Below are 17,035 nucleotides of genomic sequence, written 5' to 3' on the forward strand. Positions count from 1 at the left end.
GACTCCAAAACCAACAAGCAGACATTTTGACATTAGTCGGGCAAATTTAATTATTACTGATGATAACTTACAGTTTCACAGTCCTTTTTTATCAATTATTTTTCTAAAAAAATATTATGCGCACTTGTTGGGATTAAGTTTAGTGCTCTTGCCTTGTCAAACAATTGATTTATAGCTTCTTTCCCTTTTTCGCCCAAGTCTATGGAATATTGATTTACATACAATTCAATATGCTTGTACATCACTTCTTCTTTCATTTCTTGTGCATGTGATCGGATATAATCCAAACCTGATTTAGGATGATCAAATGCATATGTGACGCTCTGACGAATCAATTGATTGACTAATAATTTCACTTCTTGCGGCAAAGATCGTTTTACAACGATTCCTCCCAAGGGAATAGGAGACCCGGTGGTCTTTTCCCAGAAATCACCTAAGTCCACTAATTTAAATAAACCTTTGTCTTGGTAGGTGAATCTATTTTCATGAATAATTAAGCCCACATCAATTTCATCATCCAATAATGCTTGTTCAATGGATGAAAACAGCATTTCTGTTTTATTTTGCCATTGAGGATAGGCCATTCCCAACAAGAAATTAGCGGTTGTAAATTTTCCAGGAATCCCAATCCGCAAATCATGCCAAGAGGCAGGAATATCCTGACCTGCCAAACTGCCCAATTCTGCCGCTATTGATGGGTTCTTACAAATCAATAAAGGGCCCACCCCAAATCCTAAAGCACTGCCCGCGTCCAAGAGTTCGTACGCTTCTACCGCATAAGCAAAGGCGTGGTAGCTTAATTTAGTGATTGCTAAGTCTCCACGAAAAGCTTTCGAATTTAACGTTTCTACATCGTGGTATTCCACGTGAAACTGAAGCCCTTGCGTATCAATTTTATTATGAATTAAAGCGTCAAAAATAAAGGTATCATTTGGACAAGGCGAAAACCCCAATGTTAATTCCATATTCTTCTCTATCTATTTGTTCCCTGTATTATAAGGTAATGCTTATGTTTTTAGTCAGTACCAACAAGATCATGCCTAAAAAAGCGGCTAATATGAGCCCATTTGCCAACTTATCCAAGCCTTTTTTATAACAAGACCAACAGCCAATCACATTTACTGCCGCAGCAAGTATATAAAATGCTGTGGGTTTGTCCGGAAAAAGTTGAGTGACTAAATCGGTATGTTTTGTCAAAAAATAGGCGAGTACTGGAGCGATAAGCCCTAAGCCAAAACCAATCAATAAGTTGTTTTTCATGCCTCTTTAAACTTCAAAACTCCAAGAATTCAATTCGGGTATGGCATGATGTGCCGTCATATCAAATTGCGTAGGTACAATAGATACATAACCATGTGTAATGGCAAATGCATCCGTATCTTCACCTCGATCATTGAGTTGAAATTTACCAGTCATCCAAAAATATTCTCTATTATAAGGATCTACTCGTTCGTCAAATTCTTCAAACCATTTCGCATTTGCTTGCCTACAGATTTTTAAGCCTTTTATTTCCTCTCGTATATTAGGGAAATTGACATTCAATAGGGTGTTCTTCGGCAAACCGTGTTCCAACACCTGCAAAGCGATGGCCTTAATGTATTTTCTACAATGTGAAAAATCCGCCGTATGTGAAAAATCATCCAATGAAAAACCAATGGAAGGAATGTCTTCAATAGCACCTTCCACCGCTGCTGACATGGTTCCGGAATACAAAACATTAATGGAATAATTTAATCCATGATTGATTCCTGATACACATAAATCTGGTTTTTTGCCTTTAAAAATCTTGTTGACAGCCAATTTTACACAATCCACAGGTGTGCCAGAGCATTTATACATCTCTACCCCCTCATAAATGCTGATTTTATCAAGACGCAAGGGTTTTCCTATAGTAATTGCATGCCCCATCCCGGACTGTGGACTATCCGGCGCAACAACAACCACATCACCAATCTCTTGCATTACCTCCAAAAGCACCTTTATACCTGGGGCCGTTATCCCATCATCATTTACAACCAATATGGTTGGTTTTTTCTTTGTCATGATGCTAAGTTAGTAAATTATGGTCTGAATAACAGCAAAGTTAGCCCCATGATGAATGAACTTAACATTAATATTTTGTAGTCATTACACGTTGGCGCTATGAAGCGCCTTAAAGCTCATTTTACGCAGCCTCGCCTTCGGCAGAAAATCTGACTCTTGGGGAACTACCCTGGATCTTGTTCGGACCTCATTCGGATCTTGTTCGGAAATCACCAATCAATGTCCGATGGAGATCCGAATGAGATCCATTTAAAATCCATTTATTATTGCTGATTGATAAAAAAAAGAAGGACCAGCTTAATAAATAAGCTGGTCCTCTATACTAAGATGCAATTCGTATTAGCCTAAATTATTCAGCCAATTCACTACATCTTCTCGAGTTTTTCCTAATTTTTGTTGGATCCGACCTAACAATTCTTCATCTTTTCCTTCTTCATACTTCAAATCATCATCTGTCCAGTCGGCATATTCTTGTTTAATTTTTCCCTTCCATTCGTTCCACTTCCCTTTTAAATCTAATTTATCCATCGTTAATCCTCCTTGTTAAATGTTATGTGATTTATAAGAAGAACAACGGTAGGAATAAAAGGTTTTAAAAAAATTGAAAAAAATATAAATTTATACTGCTGAAATAGGGGAATAAACCCTAAGAAGAATACAATCCTTTCTTATCAATAAAGTCAATAACCGGGTCCGGAACAAAGTATTTAATCGATTTGTTATCCTTTATCGATTGCCTAATAAATGTGGACGAAAGTTCCATAATAGGCGTGTCCGTTAAGGTCACTGAGGGATGATTTCGCAAATCCAAGGATTCATATCCAGGTCTTGGGTAAACCATAATATGATAGTCTCTTAAAATGAGTTCCGCATTTTTCCATTTCAATAAACCTTGCAAATTATCCTCGCCCATAATCAAGACAAATTCTTTCGTTGGATATTTTTCTTGCAAATAAGTCAAGGTGTCAATGGTATAGGAAGGTTGTGGCAATTTGAATTCGATATCACAGGTATTTAAGTGCAATGCACCTTCAATAGCTAAATTCACCATCTCCAATCGATCGTACATATTACCCAAGCTCTTTTTGTCTTTGAAGGGATTTTGAGGAGAGACTACAAACCAGACTTCGTCTATACTTGTATAATTAGCCATGTAATTAGCAATAATCAGGTGCCCAAGATGCACCGGATTAAATGATCCAAAGAATAAACCAATTTTACGTTTTGCCATCAACTAAGCATTCATGAAATTTAACACCAATTCTTCTGCTTCCGCACAGGCAACTTCTAAATCGTTGTTTTGTAAGACGACATCAAATTTATCAGCAAAACTTAATTCGTGGGCTGCTTTTGCAAACCGCTCTTGAAGTTTTTCTTCCGAATCGGTTCCACGTCCTGTCAAGCGTTCTTTTAACACTTCCAGGGAGGGTGGGTTCACGAAAATTGCTAAGGCTTGCTCTGGAAACTTAGATTTTAAACGTAATCCACCTACGACATCTATGTCAAAAATGACATGTTTTCCCTGACTCCATAAGCGTTCAACCTCAGACTTTAGCGTACCATAGAAAGTGCCAGAATACACTTCTTCAAATTCTATAAATTCATGTTTGGCAACCTTATGTAAGAAATCATCTTTGGATATAAAATAATAATCTACACCATCTTGCTCATTTCCTCGAGGTTGTCGGGTACTCGCAGAAATGGAAAAGGCAATTTTATCGCCATGTTTTTCAAGTAAGTTCTTTACGATCGTTGTTTTTCCTGCACCAGAAGGGGCAGAAAATATAAACAATTTACCACTCATCCTACAATACGTTTAATAGTTGTTCTTTAACTTTTTCTAATTCATCTTTCATCTTTACAACAATTTGTTGTATCTGCGCATTATTTGCTTTTGAACCTAGGGTGTTGATTTCTCTACCCATTTCTTGTGATATAAAGCCTAATTTTTTACCGTTCGAATCGGGACTACGCAACGAGTCTACAAAATAACTGCAATGACTACGTAAACGAACTTTTTCTTCGGTAATATCTAGTTTTTCAATATAAAACACGAGTTCTTGTTCAAAACGGTTCATATCGACATTTTCTTTCCCTACAGCATCTTCCATATACTGATTGATGCGTTCACGAATCAATGGAATCCGGCTGCCTTCCACCGATTCTACCTCGCTTAAGTAGGTTAAGATCAACTCTACTCGGTATTCTAAGTCTTTCTTTAGTGTTGCCCCCTCGTCCTCACGAAATTTATTAAACTGCTTGACTGCAGCATGAAAGGCTTCTACCAACACTTTGCCCTCTTCTTCATCGACCTCATCGTTATTGCTGATTACCTCCGGCATGTTCAATGCCAAATCAAATATATTTGATTTCGTTTCTCCTAGTTGCAAAGCTATTTCTTGCAATTGATGATAATACGACTTTAAAAGTTCGGCATGGATACTGGCTGCTTTGGCGGTTTGGTTCGCGTATTCAGTGCTTATTGAAATATTGACCTTTCCTCGTTCAATTAATTTGCTGCATTCTCCACGAAGGAAAAGTTCCCGGTCGGAAACAGCCTTTGGTAAACGAAGATTTAACTCTAAAAATTTAGAATTTAAGGATTTTATTTCAACGGTATATTTTACGGCAGCATTTTCAAATGTACCCATACCATAGCCAGTCATTGATTTTATCATATGCAAAGGTATAAAACTTCATTTAAAGTAAATACCCTAATTACCAATCGTGTTTAGCAATTAATACACAGAGATAAGTTTTATACGTAGCCCCCCTAGGCACCCTTACGAACCCGATGCCAATATCTTTCAACGATCCATTCCATTCATCTAAACCCAGCACATGTTTTCTATGCATAAATCCCGGCGAGCCTTTCCCTATGATAAAGGCCTGAATACCGGCAATGGCCGTTTCGTGATTTGCCGCGATGGATTCAAAATTATTTGTGGATTTGTTTTTTATCCAATCTTTATGGAGTGAATATCCCGCTTTATGAATATAATAATTGGGGCCGAATCCTTTAGGATCCACATGGTCAAAGTAATTGCGCTTAGCCATATCTAAAGCCTTCTCTTCGGCTGCTTTCGCTAAGTCCTCGTTCCAAACTAAAGGAAACTCACTGACGTTTTTAATGGATCGAAGGCCCAGCTTTCTAGCCTCTCGGTTAGGGTTTGTGCGAAATTCATTCAGGTAATGAAAGGCCTTTTTAGCTTCTTTACGATCTAGTTGTACTGATTTTTGTGCAAATAATGGATTTATCCAACATAAAGTGAATATCAATAGGTATCGCATAGGCAAGTGTTTCTTTTAAAGACTAACTTTTGGTGGAAGCGTTTAAAATTACTTGGTAATATTATTCTTTTTTTTGAGCTTGCCTTTGAAAACTTCCAACAATGGAGGAAGGAGTGATATGAAAATGATGCTGACAATCACAATGGAAAAGTTATCGTTAACCAATGGAATCTGACCAAAATAATACCCCGCAAATAAAAACAAACTGACCCATAAAAAACCGCCAACAATATTATAAATCCCAAATTTTGCATAAGCCATTTTTACCAGCCCTGCAACGAAAGGAGCAAACGTACGGACAATGGGTATAAACCGCGCATAAATTATCGTCTTAAGACCATATTTCGTGTAAAAGCTTTGGGTTTTCTCTAAATATGCAGGTTTAAATATGTTAGACTCTTTTCGAAAAACCCGCAAACCAAAATGCTTCCCAATTTCATAGTTTACAAAATCGCCTAAAATAGCCGCAAAGACTAAAATTCCCCACATAAACAGTATGTTCAATGGGGTTTCAGGTTTTGCAATTAAAGCCCCCATAGCAAATAAAACAGAGTCTCCAGGAAGAAATGGCGTAATGACTAAACCTGTTTCAGCAAAAATGATTAGGAATAAAATGAGGTAAGTCCATGTTTGATAGTCTTGGACGATGTCGATAAGGTATAAATCGATATGAAGAATGAAATCGATTACTGTTTTTAATAGTTCCATATTCCATTAAACAAAAGAAGGAAGCTTTTAGGCTTCCTTCTTTTTAAAATATTTTTCTCTGATTACTTCGATCACTGGAGGAAGTATAGAAAGTATAATAATAGCAAATATTACAATAGTAAAATTGTCTTTTACCCATGGTAAGCCACCAAAAAAGTAACCTATAAAAAGAAAAGAAGTTACCCATACAATAGCACCTATGACATTATAGGATGCAAACTTAGCGTAGGACATGTTTCCAACTCCGGCAACAAATGGTGCAAAAGTTCTTACGATAGGTACAAAACGAGCGTAAATAATCGTCTTTCCACCATATTTATCGTAAAATTTCTCGGTACGTTCCAAATATTCTTTTTTCAAAAAGGGCAGTTTGCCACTGAAGGCCTTGGGGCCAATGTATTTACCAATATGGTAATTTACCATATCTCCAATAATCCCTGCAAAAATTAACAGGATGCACATCACAAAGATGTTTAAATCTGTTTCCGGTTTTGCAATAATTGCACCTGCAGCAAATAGTAAGGAGTCTCCAGGAAGGAAAGGAGTAACAACAAGACCTGTTTCTGCAAAAATAATGAGAAATAAAATCAGGTATGTCCAAGTCTGATAATTATTGACAATTTCTACCAAATGATCATCAATATGGAGAATAAAGTCAATAATAGCGTAAATAAATTCCAATGTTCTTTTTTATTAAATATTGTTCAACATTACTGGCATAACCAACATTAAAATCTCTTCGTGATCTGCCTTGATAGCAGGTACTAATAATCCAGCACGGTTAGGCGTGCTCATTTCCAATACCACCTCTTCACAGTTTAGGTTATTTAACATTTCGACAAGGAATTTCGCATTGAAACCAATCTCCATGTCTTCGCCTTCAAATTGACAACTTAAACGTTCGTGTGCTTCATTGGAAAAATCCAAATCTTCCGCAGAGATATGTAATTCGCTGCCAGAAATTTTTAAACGAACTTGATGAGTCGTTTTATTTGCAAATATAACGACACGACGTAAGGTGTTTAAAAATAAATTGCGATCTACTGTTAGTTTATTCGGGTTTAATCGAGGAATAACCGCTTCATAATCCGGATAACGCTCATCAATTAAACGGCAAATAAGATTAATGTTACCGAATTGGAAAAAGGCATTGGTGGTATTATATTCTATTGAAACCGTCACATCATCAGATGGCAGCGAGGATTTCAATAAAGAAAGTGCTTTTTTAGGTAAAATTAAGGAGGTCGGTTTTTCAGCTCCTACATCTGTACGGCGGTAGCGAACCAATTTGTGTGCATCTGTAGCAACAAAAGTGGTACTTTGCTCAGACAACTGAACCAATACTCCAGACATTGCAGGGCGTAATTCGTCGTTGCTGACTGCAAAAATAGTTTTGTTGATTGCTTCTAATAATGTTGGTGCAGCGATGCTTACTGTAGAGATGTTATCGATCACAGGAATCTTAGGAAAGTCATCCGCATTTTCACCACTTAATTTGTATTTACCATCCCCAGCAGAAATTTCTATTGCCAAGGTGTTGATATCTACTGAAAAGGCAACGGGTTGATCCGGTAAGGTTTTCAGCGTTTCAATTAATATTTTGGATGGCATGGCTACCCTTCCTTCTTCCTTTGCTTCAATTTGCAAATTGGTCACCATGCTGGTTTGTAAATCCGTCGCAGAGATCGTCAAGATGTTATCCTTGATTTCAAAGAGAAAATTTTCCAATATTGGGAGCACGGTACTAGAGCTGGAAGCGCCACTAATCGCTTGTAATTGTTTAAGTAAAATAGAGGTGGATACTATAAATCTCATTTCCTGTTGTTAATAGATTTTATATGCAATAATACAGAAAAGAATCTAAAGTTTTATCATGCTGATGCCAGTTCGCAGTACAATGTTCAAAAGCAGTAAGTATAAATTCGTACATTTGCATGAAGAGCTATGCAGTTTAGAAAAATTATTGGCCATGAGGAGCTGAAACAACATTTATTGGATACTATTCGGGATAACCGAGTAAGTCATGCACAACTGTTTTTAGGCCCTGAGAGTTCTGGAAGTCTAGCCCTTGCCGTGGCTTATGCACAATATATAAATTGCGAGCAAAAACTTGAACAGGACAGTTGTGGTACCTGTTCTTCTTGCAATAAATACGAAAAGCTTATTCATCCGGATTTACATTTCTCCTTTCCATTTTTTGCAAAAAAAGCAGACGAAACGGCAAGCCATTACATGGATGATTGGCGGAAAACGTTTATCAATAATCCTTACTTAAACTTAAGCTATTGGCGAAGCCAGCTGGATGTTGAAAATAAGCAAGCGAACATAAATATTGCTGAGGCGCATAGCATCATAAAAAAACTGAGTTTAAAATCTTTTGAAGCAGAATATAAGGTTTTAATCATGTGGTTGCCGGAATATTTGGACAGCCAAGGGAATGCTTTATTGAAGTTAATAGAAGAACCACCAGAGAAAACCTTGTTTTTGTTGGTGGCCGAAAATCAAGACAAGATTTTAAATACCATCATCTCCAGAACCCAATTGGTCAAAGTCAATAAATTGAAGGAGGAAGATTTATTGAAATACCTCATTCATCAAAGGCATATTCCTGAAGCTAGAGCTCGAGAAATTGCATTTATTGCCGATGGGAATGTACAGTCTGCCTTGGAGCAACTGGAAGATGAAATAAATCCTAACTTTGATTTGTTAATTCGCTGGTTACGCTGTATTGTGACCGATGCCGGATTAAATATTATACAGCTCTGTGAAGAGGAGTTTAGTAAACTTGGAAGAGAGAACTTAAAGTTATTTATTGTCTATTCGATTAATATGCTTAGACAAATCGTACTTTTGAACCAAGGATTAGGCCAAATGGTGTTTTTAAAAGGTGAAGAACTGGATTTTGTGAAGAAATTCAGCGAGATCAGCAGCTTAGAAAAATTAGAAACAGCCATAGATCAGTTGGAAAAAACACATTATTCTGTGGAAAGAAACGCTAATCCTAAAATATTATTTTTAGATTTATCTTTGCAGTTAGTTTTATTATTCAAATACAATACGTTTCCTAAGGGAACTCAATATATATAAAATAGAAAATATGGGATGTGGCAGTTGCTCATCCGGTGGAGGTTGTGGAAGCAAGACACTTGGTACAGTGCCTGCTGGTTGTAATAACAACGGGACCTGTATGACCAGCGGATGTAATAAATTAGATATATACGATTGGCTTGTCGACATGGACTTGCCCTCAAATTATAAACCTTTTGATATTGTTGAAGTTCGTTTTAAAGGCTCTAGAAAAGAGTTCTTTGTAAATAGCGACAATTTGTATTTGGAAATGGGCGAAATGGTCGCTGTTGAACCAAATACAGGTGGATACGATATCGGACACATCGCGTCTACGGGTGAATTGGTTAGGCTTCAGTTAAAGAAGAATAACGTCAAAGCGGAAGATGTTGTCAAAAAAATCTACAGAAAGGTTAATGAAAATGACATCGCTAAGTATCAAATGGCGAAAGACTTGGAATGGGAAACCATGCATAGAGCAAGAAATCTTGCTTTAGAATTGGGCTTATCCATGAAGATCTCAGATGTCGATTATCAAGGTGATAAAACCAAAGCGACATTTTATTATACCGCTGAGGGTCGTGTGGATTTTCGTGAATTAATTAAACGAATGGCCGAGGCTTTCCGCATACGTATTGAAATGCGACAAATCGGGATGCGCCAGGAGGCAAGTCGTCTTGGAGGTATCGGATCCTGTGGTCGTGAGCTTTGTTGCTCTACTTGGTTGACGGACTTCAAAACGGTTTCTACATCGGCAGCCAGGTATCAGAACCTGTCTTTAAACACCTTGAAACTTGCGGGTCAATGTGGTAAATTGAAATGCTGTCTCAACTATGAACTGGATAGTTACATGGACGCATTGAAGGATATACCCAATAATGTGGATCGCATAGAAACGGAATCAGGCATAGCATACTTACAAAAAACGGATATCTTCAAAAGAATCATGTGGTTTTCTTATCCGCGTGCCGAAAGTTGGATTCCGCTGACTGTAGAACATGTTAGAGAACTTGCTGAACTAAACAGTGCTGGTAAAAAAGCACAGGATTTGACTGCGCCGGAGAAAGATGAAGAAACATCTGTTGCAATTCCAGATTATGAAAATGTGGTCGGGCAGGATAGTTTAACGCGATTGGACGACAGAAATCGTAAGAAAAAGAAAAAGAAAGTTAAAAAGCCTACTCGCGATAAAAACGATCAACAAACGGCGGTAGTTAAACAACCGTCTGCTCCAACAGCAAAGGTTAAAACGGAACAAAAAGCGCCTCAAAATAAACCTCAGGCTCCAAAACAAAAGGAGGGAGAAGGTCCTGCTGAACAAAATAAAACGAATAAAAGAAGACCTCAAAATAGAAATAGAAGGAATAATTCGAATAATAAACCAACAGAAGGAAATCCGCAATAGTTCAATTTAATCTGATTAGAAATGAAAGCTTTATTCATTTTAGGTATGAGCATAATTTTATTTGCATCTTGTGAGCAAAAGGCTTTCTATGAAGAAAATACCGTAATCCCAACCCAAAAATGGGATTACGATTTTACCCCAGAATTTGCCGTTCATATTAGCGAAAGTCAGAAATCTTATGATCTTTTTATTAATTTAAGACATACGGCATTTTATCCTTATGCCAATTGCTATGTATTACTTCGTCAAGAAGGGGCTGGACTGAAGGATACCGCAATCCGTTATGAATTAAAACTTGCAGAACTTGACGGTAAATGGACTGGTAATTCGGCAGGCAATCTTTACGAACACTCCAATTTAATTCAAGAAAATATCACGTTTCCCGATACAGGGAAATATGTATTTACGATAGAACAAAATATGCGTGATAACCCTTTAATTGGCGTTAATGATATCGGAATCAAGTTAATATCCAAATAGCGATGCAATTGTTGCGATGGTTTCTTTTTCCTTTTACCATCTTATATACCTTGATAATCTTGGTAAGAAACAAGATGTACGATATCGGTATCTTTAAATCAAAGACTTTTCCTGTTAAAACTATTGTTATCGGCAATTTAGCTATTGGTGGAACTGGCAAAAGCCCGCTAACTCAATTGCTTCTCAAGCATTTTGGAAATAAATTTCGAATAGCCACCTTAAGTCGGGGATATGGTAGAACGACCAAGGGGTTTAGACTTGTTCAATTGTCTGACCCTGTTTTAGCCGTAGGGGATGAGCCCTTACAGTTCAAAAAGAATTTTCCGAACATGACCATAGCGGTGGATGAAAATCGCGCAGAAGGCATTGAAATACTTCAAAAGGATCATGACTTAATTGTTTTAGATGATGCTTTTCAACATCGTAAAATTACAGGAAAGTGTAATATTCTAGTTTTTGATTTTACAAGCTTGCAAAAACCCATGCTTTTATTGCCTACCGGTAATTTGCGCGATACGATGAATCAAACAAAAAGAGCCGATATGGTGGTGATAAGCAAATCGCCCCACGAAATTAGCGATTTACAAAGAGTGGCTATTGCGCGGAAAATACGGCGGTATAACCCTTCTGTGAAGCTTTATTATTCGTTTATAGCATACTTAGAACCAATAGCTTTAAATAGCTTTTCTAAGCTCCCTTCCATCGATTCTGATCTACAGATACTCTTAGTTACAGGTATTGCAAACCCTCAACCTCTGCTGGATTACCTGGGAAATAAATCGACTATTCTACAACACCTCAAATTTCCGGATCATCATCTTTTTACAGAAGCTGATTATCATAGGATCATATCTGCATTTGAGGCTTACCAAAACCCGCATAAAATAATCTTGACGACAGAGAAAGATGCCCAACGTCTGGATGTCTCTAAACTCGCTTCGTATCCCCTATATTATTTACCTATTCAAACGAAAATTGAAATGGAAAATGATTTCTTTCAACACATTATTACCTGTGTTAATAAACCTTAACATAGGTTAAACTCTGCTAAACATGAGTTAGTTACGTTTTTTTTACTGATTTTTAGTGAAGATTATAAATGAACAGTATGAAAAATTTCCTTTTTACAACCATCATGTTGTGTTTGGCTATTAATTTAAGTAAAGCACAAGATAGGCCAAATCGTCAAAATATGCCTTCTCCTGAAGAAAGAGCTAAGCGTATGATTGAAAATTTAGATAAAGAATTAAAATTAACAAAGATTCAAAAAGATTCGATTACGAAATGGAGTACAAGCTTCTCGAAAGATCAGCAGGCTTTATTTTCCAATGATAAAGAATCAAGAGAAGCTAGAATGGAAAAATTTAAAGCAGTTAGAGAAAAACAAACCGCAAAGATTAAATCAATTCTTACTCCTGAACAAGCTAAAAAATACGAAGAGCTTAACAAAAAATGGGGGGAAAGAGGCCCAAAAAGAGATAGAAACTAATCTATCTGTGTAAAACATGTGAAGCATCCTAAACCGGGATGCTTTTTTTATGGGGTACATCCTTCCTTTTTAGATAAATGGTGAAACATATAGCTATACGCATGATAATTTAATTAATAATACGCTTTATAGGGTCATAGAGCCTCTTTTAATAAAAACATAAGGCCTAGAAATAGAATGTTTATCTTGTTAAGAAATGTTAAATAGTAACAAACCTGATACAAATAATACAATAAAATTAAATATCAACTGTTATTAGTGTAAAGAAAACGGAGTAATCATAAATAGTTAAACAAAATTTTAAAATCATGAAAAAGTTATTTTTAGCAGTATCCGCAGTTTTATTTTCACTAACTCTGACATTTGCACAAGACATCAATCCTGAAGAAAAAGCAAAAGCAACAGTGACGGAATGGACAAGCCAATTAAAGTTAACGGAAGAACAACAAGTTCAAGTTTATAATATTGTTTTAGAGCATAAAAAAGCAAAATTAGCAATCAAAGCAGACACTGCTCAAACAGAGGAAACTAAAAAACAACAAATTCAAGCGTTAACAGCAGATTTAGATACTAAAGTAGTAGAGCTATTGACGGAAGAACAAAAACCCTTGTATCTTAAAATCGTAGAACAACGTGAGACTAAAAAGAAAGAGCCTGAAGCAGAACCTGCGGTTCAATAATTAACAGATCTTTAAATATTCACAAGTAAAAGGGTCAACCAGCTGGTTGACCCTTTTACTTGTGAATTTATTAGTTCATAAAAAAGGAGTGCCAATGTAATGGCACTCCTTTTTTATGCTGTTTAAGATAAGTCTTTAAGAAGCTTTTAATTTCTTTTGAATATCTTGAACGTATGTTTTAAACTTCTTGTCAGTCTCTATTAAATCTTCTACTGTTTGACAAGCATATATAACTGTAGAATGGTCCCGTCCTCCAAAAAAATTACCTATTGATTTTAAAGATGATTTCGTATGGTTCTTCGCCAAGTACATTGAAATCTGTCTTGCTTGAACAATCTCTCGTTTACGTACTTTCGATTTGACCATTTCTACCGGTACTTCAAAATATTCACAAACAAGCTTTTGAATATATTCCATAGATATTTCCTTGTGCGTATTCTTTACAAAGTTCTTTAACATAGACTTTGCTAGATTCAAATCGATTTCACGCTTATTTAAGGTTGATTGCGCAAGTAATGAAACCATTGCTCCTTCTAGTTCACGTACACTGTTATCGATTTGATTGGCAACATACTCTACGACATTCTCCGGCAACTCAATACCATCGGAATACATCTTTTTCTTCAAGATTGCCATTCTAGTCTCTAAATCTGGAATCTGAATATCTGCAGATAAGCCCCATTTAAATCGACTCAACAACCGCTCCTCTAAACCAGACAAATCTTTAGGTGGTTTATCCGAAGTCAAGATAATTTGTTTTCCTGTTTGGTGTAAATGATTAAAAATATGAAAGAATATATCTTGTGTTTTTTCTTTTCCCGCGAAATTATGTACATCATCCATAATGATGACGTCCATAGCTTGATAGAAATTTACAAAGTCATTGATTGTATTATTCTTTAAAGAATCTACAAATTGTTGACAGAATTTTTCACAAGAAACATATATCACTAATTTATCGGGTAGATTACGTTTAATTTCATTACCGATTGCTTGAACCAAATGCGTTTTTCCTAATCCCACATCGCCATAAACCATCAATGGATTAAAAGAAGTACCTCCCGGTTTATTCGCTACAGCATAACCCGCTGAACGCGCTAAACGATTGCATTCTCCCTCAATAAAATTATCAAATGTATAATTTTGATTCAATTGAGGATCTACTTGCATTTTCTTTAACCCTGGAAATACAAATGGATTCTTAAAATCTTTATTGATTGCTACTGGAATTGGAATAGATTGTTTTTTACCTTCAGCACCATTACCATTAGAAGGAATATTTGTAGTATAAGGAGTATTGGCTGATGATTTTTCGACAACAATGTTATACTCTAATCTGCCTTGCTCACCCAAAAACTTCTTTACTGTTTTTCTCAGTATACCCACATAATGCTCTTCCAACCACTCATAAAAAAATAAGCTTGGCACTTGAATAGTTAAAACGTTTCCTTCAAGACGTACAGCTTTAACGGGCTCGAACCATGTTTTAAAACTTTGCGTTGGAATATTATCTTTTATTACTGAAAGACAATTTTCCCAAACACTTGTACACGTTTTTTCCATTCTTATTTTGTTAATAACTTGATAACCAATATTTGACAAAAAATCTGTTTATAACTTTTGCCTACAACGAATATGACAAAAAAAATTGAGCTAAAAAATTAAAAAATCAAAAAAAAGACAGCTTGTTGATTATTAATGTTTTAAGTGATAATTTTAAGTAAAAATAGTCAAATTATTAGCTCAAAATTATTTTATTAACAATTGAATTTAGCTCATTTTTGTAGCCTAATTTTTAAAGCAAAAATTAAGCAAGCAAAACTGATTGTGGAAAACTTTTAATAAAAAAATGGAAGCTGTATGGCTTCCATTTACTTTATATAAAGGTCTTTGACAAACCACCCATAAAGAGCAATTATCCGACCAAACTTTCTGTTTTAATTCCTTTTGTTAATTTTCGAATTTGTTGTTCGATGCCATTCGCATCATAACCACATATAGACCACAATTCTTTTTGCTCCCCATGTTCGACAATGGTATCTGGAATACCCAAACGAATAACCTGTGCTTGATACTGATGGTCACCCATAAACTCCAATATTGCTGAGCCTATACCACCGATTAAACAGCCATCCTCTACCGTAATAATTTTAGTATATTTCTTGAAAACCTCATGCAGCAACTCTTCATCCAATGGTTTAGCAAAACGTAAATCATAATGTGCTGGATGTATACCATCTTCTCGTAAATTCAATATCGCTTTACTGGCTTCATTACCTATGTGTCCAAAAGTCAATACAGCAATCTCTTCACCATCACAAATTTTTCGGCCTTTACCAATAGGAATTTCTTTGAAAGGAAGCTTCCAATCCGGCATCACACCGTTTCCTCTTGGATACCGAATGGTAAACGGACCTTTATCTAATAATTGAGCCGTGTACATTAAATTACGTAGCTCTTCTTCGTTCATTGGGGATGATACCACCATATTAGGAAGGCAACGCATAAAGGAAATGTCGTAAGCGCCGTGGTGTGTAGGTCCATCTGCTCCAACCAAACCTGCGCGATCTAAACAAAACACCACATTCAGGTTTTGCAAGGCCACGTCATGAATTACTTGATCATACCCTCGCTGCATAAAAGAGGAGTAGATATTACAGAATGGCACTAAATCTTGCGCAGCTAGGCCCGCACTGAATGTTACAGCATGCTGTTCTGCTATACCCACATCAAATGCACGATTAGGCATTGCTTTCATCATGATGTTTAATGAGGAACCACTAGGCATTGCCGGCGTAATGCCCATAATTTTATCGTTCTTTTCCGCCAACTCCACTAATGTATGTCCAAAGACATCTTGATATTTTGGTGGTTGGGGTTTATCTGGTACCGTTTTCTTAATTTCTCCCGTTATTTTATCAAACAAACCTGGTGCATGCCATTTCGTTTGATCTTTTTCCGCGAGCGCATACCCTTTACCTTTTACGGTAACTACATGCAATAATTTGGGACCATTGATGTATTTAAGATCTTCTATGGTCTTCACCAATTTATTCACATCGTGTCCATCAACAGGACCAAAATACCGGAAATTTAAGGATTCAAAAAGATTTGCGTTTTTCAGCAATGTACCTTTAATACTTTGTTCTATCTTTTTAGCCCAGCCATAAGCATTCGGACCATTCTTAGAAATTTTAGCAAGTACCGAGACTAATTCGTCACGAAAACGATTATAACTCTTTGAGGTCGTTATATTCGTTAAATATTCTTTCATAGCTCCTACATTAGGATCTATGGACATACAATTGTCGTTCAGAATAACCAATAAATTGGATTTTTCTATTCCAGCATGATTAAGCGCTTCAAAGGCCATGCCTCCAGTAAGAGCTCCATCACCGATAATAGCTACATGTTGTCGATCTTTCTCCCCTTTATATTCAGAAGCCACAGCCATACCTAAAGCTGCAGAAATAGAAGTCGATGAATGACCAACTCCGAAAGCATCATATTCACTTTCAGATCGTTTAGGAAATCCAGATAGACCACCTAATACCCTATTTGTATGAAAAAGTTCCCGTCTACCCGTAAGTATTTTATGACCATAGGCTTGATGGCCAACATCAAAAAGAATTTGATCATAAGGAGTCTTTAGTGCGTAATGTAATGCAACAGTTAATTCTACTACGCCTAAACTAGCAGCAAAATGTCCACCATTTACCGAAACAATATCAATAATATATTGCCTCAGTTCTTTACAAACCTCCTCAAGTTGTGAATCCTTCAGATTTCTTAAATCTTCCGGATACTGTATTTGCTTTAATAAGGGTCCCGCTTCTATCTGCATAACTTGAAAAATTTCCAAATGAGATACAA

The 17,035-nt window shown here is 36.3% G+C and carries 19 protein-coding genes; 6 read left to right on the forward strand and 13 right to left on the reverse strand.

From position 1 onward, the window contains the following. Positions 1 to 95 precede the first annotated feature (95 nt). From ACFRAE_RS05260 to dnaN, 11 genes are all read right to left on the reverse strand, one after another. Entirely contained in the window at positions 96 to 965 is an 870-nt protein-coding gene (locus tag ACFRAE_RS05260) for a menaquinone biosynthesis family protein (protein WP_422796079.1), read from the reverse strand. A 28-nt stretch (positions 966 to 993) separates the two neighbouring features. Continuing rightward, positions 994 to 1,260 (reverse strand): hypothetical protein, encoded by a 267-nt coding sequence (locus tag ACFRAE_RS05265; protein WP_422796080.1) that lies wholly within the window; start codon positions 1,258 to 1,260, stop codon positions 994 to 996. Between the two features lie 6 nt (positions 1,261 to 1,266). Further along, entirely contained in the window at positions 1,267 to 2,043 is a 777-nt protein-coding gene (surE, locus tag ACFRAE_RS05270) for a 5'/3'-nucleotidase SurE (protein ID WP_422796081.1), read from the reverse strand. A 339-nt stretch (positions 2,044 to 2,382) separates the two neighbouring features. Further along, a complete protein-coding gene (locus ACFRAE_RS05275) occupies positions 2,383 to 2,571 on the reverse strand; it encodes a CsbD family protein (protein ID WP_422796082.1) in 189 nt (62 codons plus the stop codon). A gap of 118 nt (positions 2,572 to 2,689) precedes the next feature. Continuing rightward, positions 2,690 to 3,274 carry a nicotinate (nicotinamide) nucleotide adenylyltransferase gene (gene nadD, locus ACFRAE_RS05280; RefSeq protein WP_422796083.1) on the reverse strand — a complete coding sequence of 195 codons (585 nt, stop codon included), beginning with the start codon at positions 3,272 to 3,274 and terminating at the stop codon, positions 2,690 to 2,692. 3 nt (positions 3,275 to 3,277) lie between these two features. Next, positions 3,278 to 3,847 carry a guanylate kinase gene (gmk, locus tag ACFRAE_RS05285; protein ID WP_422796084.1) on the reverse strand — a complete coding sequence of 190 codons (570 nt, stop codon included), beginning with the start codon at positions 3,845 to 3,847 and terminating at the stop codon, positions 3,278 to 3,280. Between the two features lies 1 nt (position 3,848). Further along, positions 3,849 to 4,721 (reverse strand): YicC/YloC family endoribonuclease, encoded by an 873-nt coding sequence (locus ACFRAE_RS05290; RefSeq protein ID WP_422796085.1) that lies wholly within the window; start codon positions 4,719 to 4,721, stop codon positions 3,849 to 3,851. 40 nt (positions 4,722 to 4,761) lie between these two features. Beyond that, positions 4,762 to 5,334 carry a CAP domain-containing protein gene (locus tag ACFRAE_RS05295; protein WP_422796086.1) on the reverse strand — a complete coding sequence of 191 codons (573 nt, stop codon included), beginning with the start codon at positions 5,332 to 5,334 and terminating at the stop codon, positions 4,762 to 4,764. 48 nt (positions 5,335 to 5,382) lie between these two features. After that, a complete protein-coding gene (locus ACFRAE_RS05300) occupies positions 5,383 to 6,042 on the reverse strand; it encodes a DedA family protein (protein ID WP_422796087.1) in 660 nt (219 codons plus the stop codon). Positions 6,043 to 6,069: 27 nt separating this feature from the next. Continuing rightward, positions 6,070 to 6,723, reverse strand: coding sequence for a DedA family protein (locus ACFRAE_RS05305; RefSeq protein ID WP_422796088.1), 654 nt, complete (start codon positions 6,721 to 6,723; stop codon positions 6,070 to 6,072). 12 nt (positions 6,724 to 6,735) lie between these two features. Further along, positions 6,736 to 7,857 carry a DNA polymerase III subunit beta gene (gene dnaN, locus ACFRAE_RS05310; protein ID WP_422796089.1) on the reverse strand — a complete coding sequence of 374 codons (1,122 nt, stop codon included), beginning with the start codon at positions 7,855 to 7,857 and terminating at the stop codon, positions 6,736 to 6,738. A gap of 129 nt (positions 7,858 to 7,986) precedes the next feature. On the opposite strand from dnaN, the gene ACFRAE_RS05315 reads away from it, so the two are divergent. From ACFRAE_RS05315 to ACFRAE_RS05340, 6 genes are all read left to right on the forward strand, one after another. Then, on the forward strand, positions 7,987 to 9,129 hold the full coding sequence (locus tag ACFRAE_RS05315; protein ID WP_422796090.1) for an ATP-binding protein: 1,143 nt from the start codon (positions 7,987 to 7,989) through the stop codon (positions 9,127 to 9,129). Between the two features lie 10 nt (positions 9,130 to 9,139). Continuing rightward, positions 9,140 to 10,513: a PSP1 domain-containing protein gene (locus tag ACFRAE_RS05320; protein ID WP_422796091.1), complete on the forward strand. Its 1,374-nt coding sequence runs from the start codon at positions 9,140 to 9,142 to the stop codon at positions 10,511 to 10,513. A 21-nt stretch (positions 10,514 to 10,534) separates the two neighbouring features. Then, complete coding sequence (locus ACFRAE_RS05325) at positions 10,535 to 10,993, forward strand: gliding motility lipoprotein GldH (protein WP_422796092.1); 459 nt, start codon at positions 10,535 to 10,537, stop codon at positions 10,991 to 10,993. Positions 10,994 to 10,995: 2 nt separating this feature from the next. Next, entirely contained in the window at positions 10,996 to 12,024 is a 1,029-nt protein-coding gene (gene lpxK, locus ACFRAE_RS05330; RefSeq protein ID WP_422796093.1) for a tetraacyldisaccharide 4'-kinase, read from the forward strand. 77 nt (positions 12,025 to 12,101) lie between these two features. Continuing rightward, positions 12,102 to 12,482, forward strand: a complete 381-nt coding sequence (locus tag ACFRAE_RS05335; protein WP_422796094.1) for a hypothetical protein — start codon at positions 12,102 to 12,104, stop codon at positions 12,480 to 12,482. Positions 12,483 to 12,790: 308 nt separating this feature from the next. After that, positions 12,791 to 13,162, forward strand: a complete 372-nt coding sequence (locus tag ACFRAE_RS05340) for a hypothetical protein (RefSeq protein ID WP_422796095.1) — start codon at positions 12,791 to 12,793, stop codon at positions 13,160 to 13,162. A gap of 135 nt (positions 13,163 to 13,297) precedes the next feature. Here the strand turns inward: ACFRAE_RS05340 and dnaA are convergent, their stop codons facing one another. Both dnaA and dxs read right to left on the reverse strand, forming a co-directional pair. Next, entirely contained in the window at positions 13,298 to 14,725 is a 1,428-nt protein-coding gene (dnaA, locus tag ACFRAE_RS05345) for a chromosomal replication initiator protein DnaA (protein WP_422796096.1), read from the reverse strand. 352 nt (positions 14,726 to 15,077) lie between these two features. Then, positions 15,078 to 17,006 carry a 1-deoxy-D-xylulose-5-phosphate synthase gene (gene dxs / locus ACFRAE_RS05350; RefSeq protein WP_422796097.1) on the reverse strand — a complete coding sequence of 643 codons (1,929 nt, stop codon included), beginning with the start codon at positions 17,004 to 17,006 and terminating at the stop codon, positions 15,078 to 15,080. Between the last annotated feature and the right edge of the window lie 29 nt (positions 17,007 to 17,035).

It is taken from the genome of Sphingobacterium sp. HJSM2_6, assembly GCF_049316305.1.
In the GTDB taxonomy this organism is placed as follows: domain Bacteria; phylum Bacteroidota; class Bacteroidia; order Sphingobacteriales; family Sphingobacteriaceae; genus Sphingobacterium.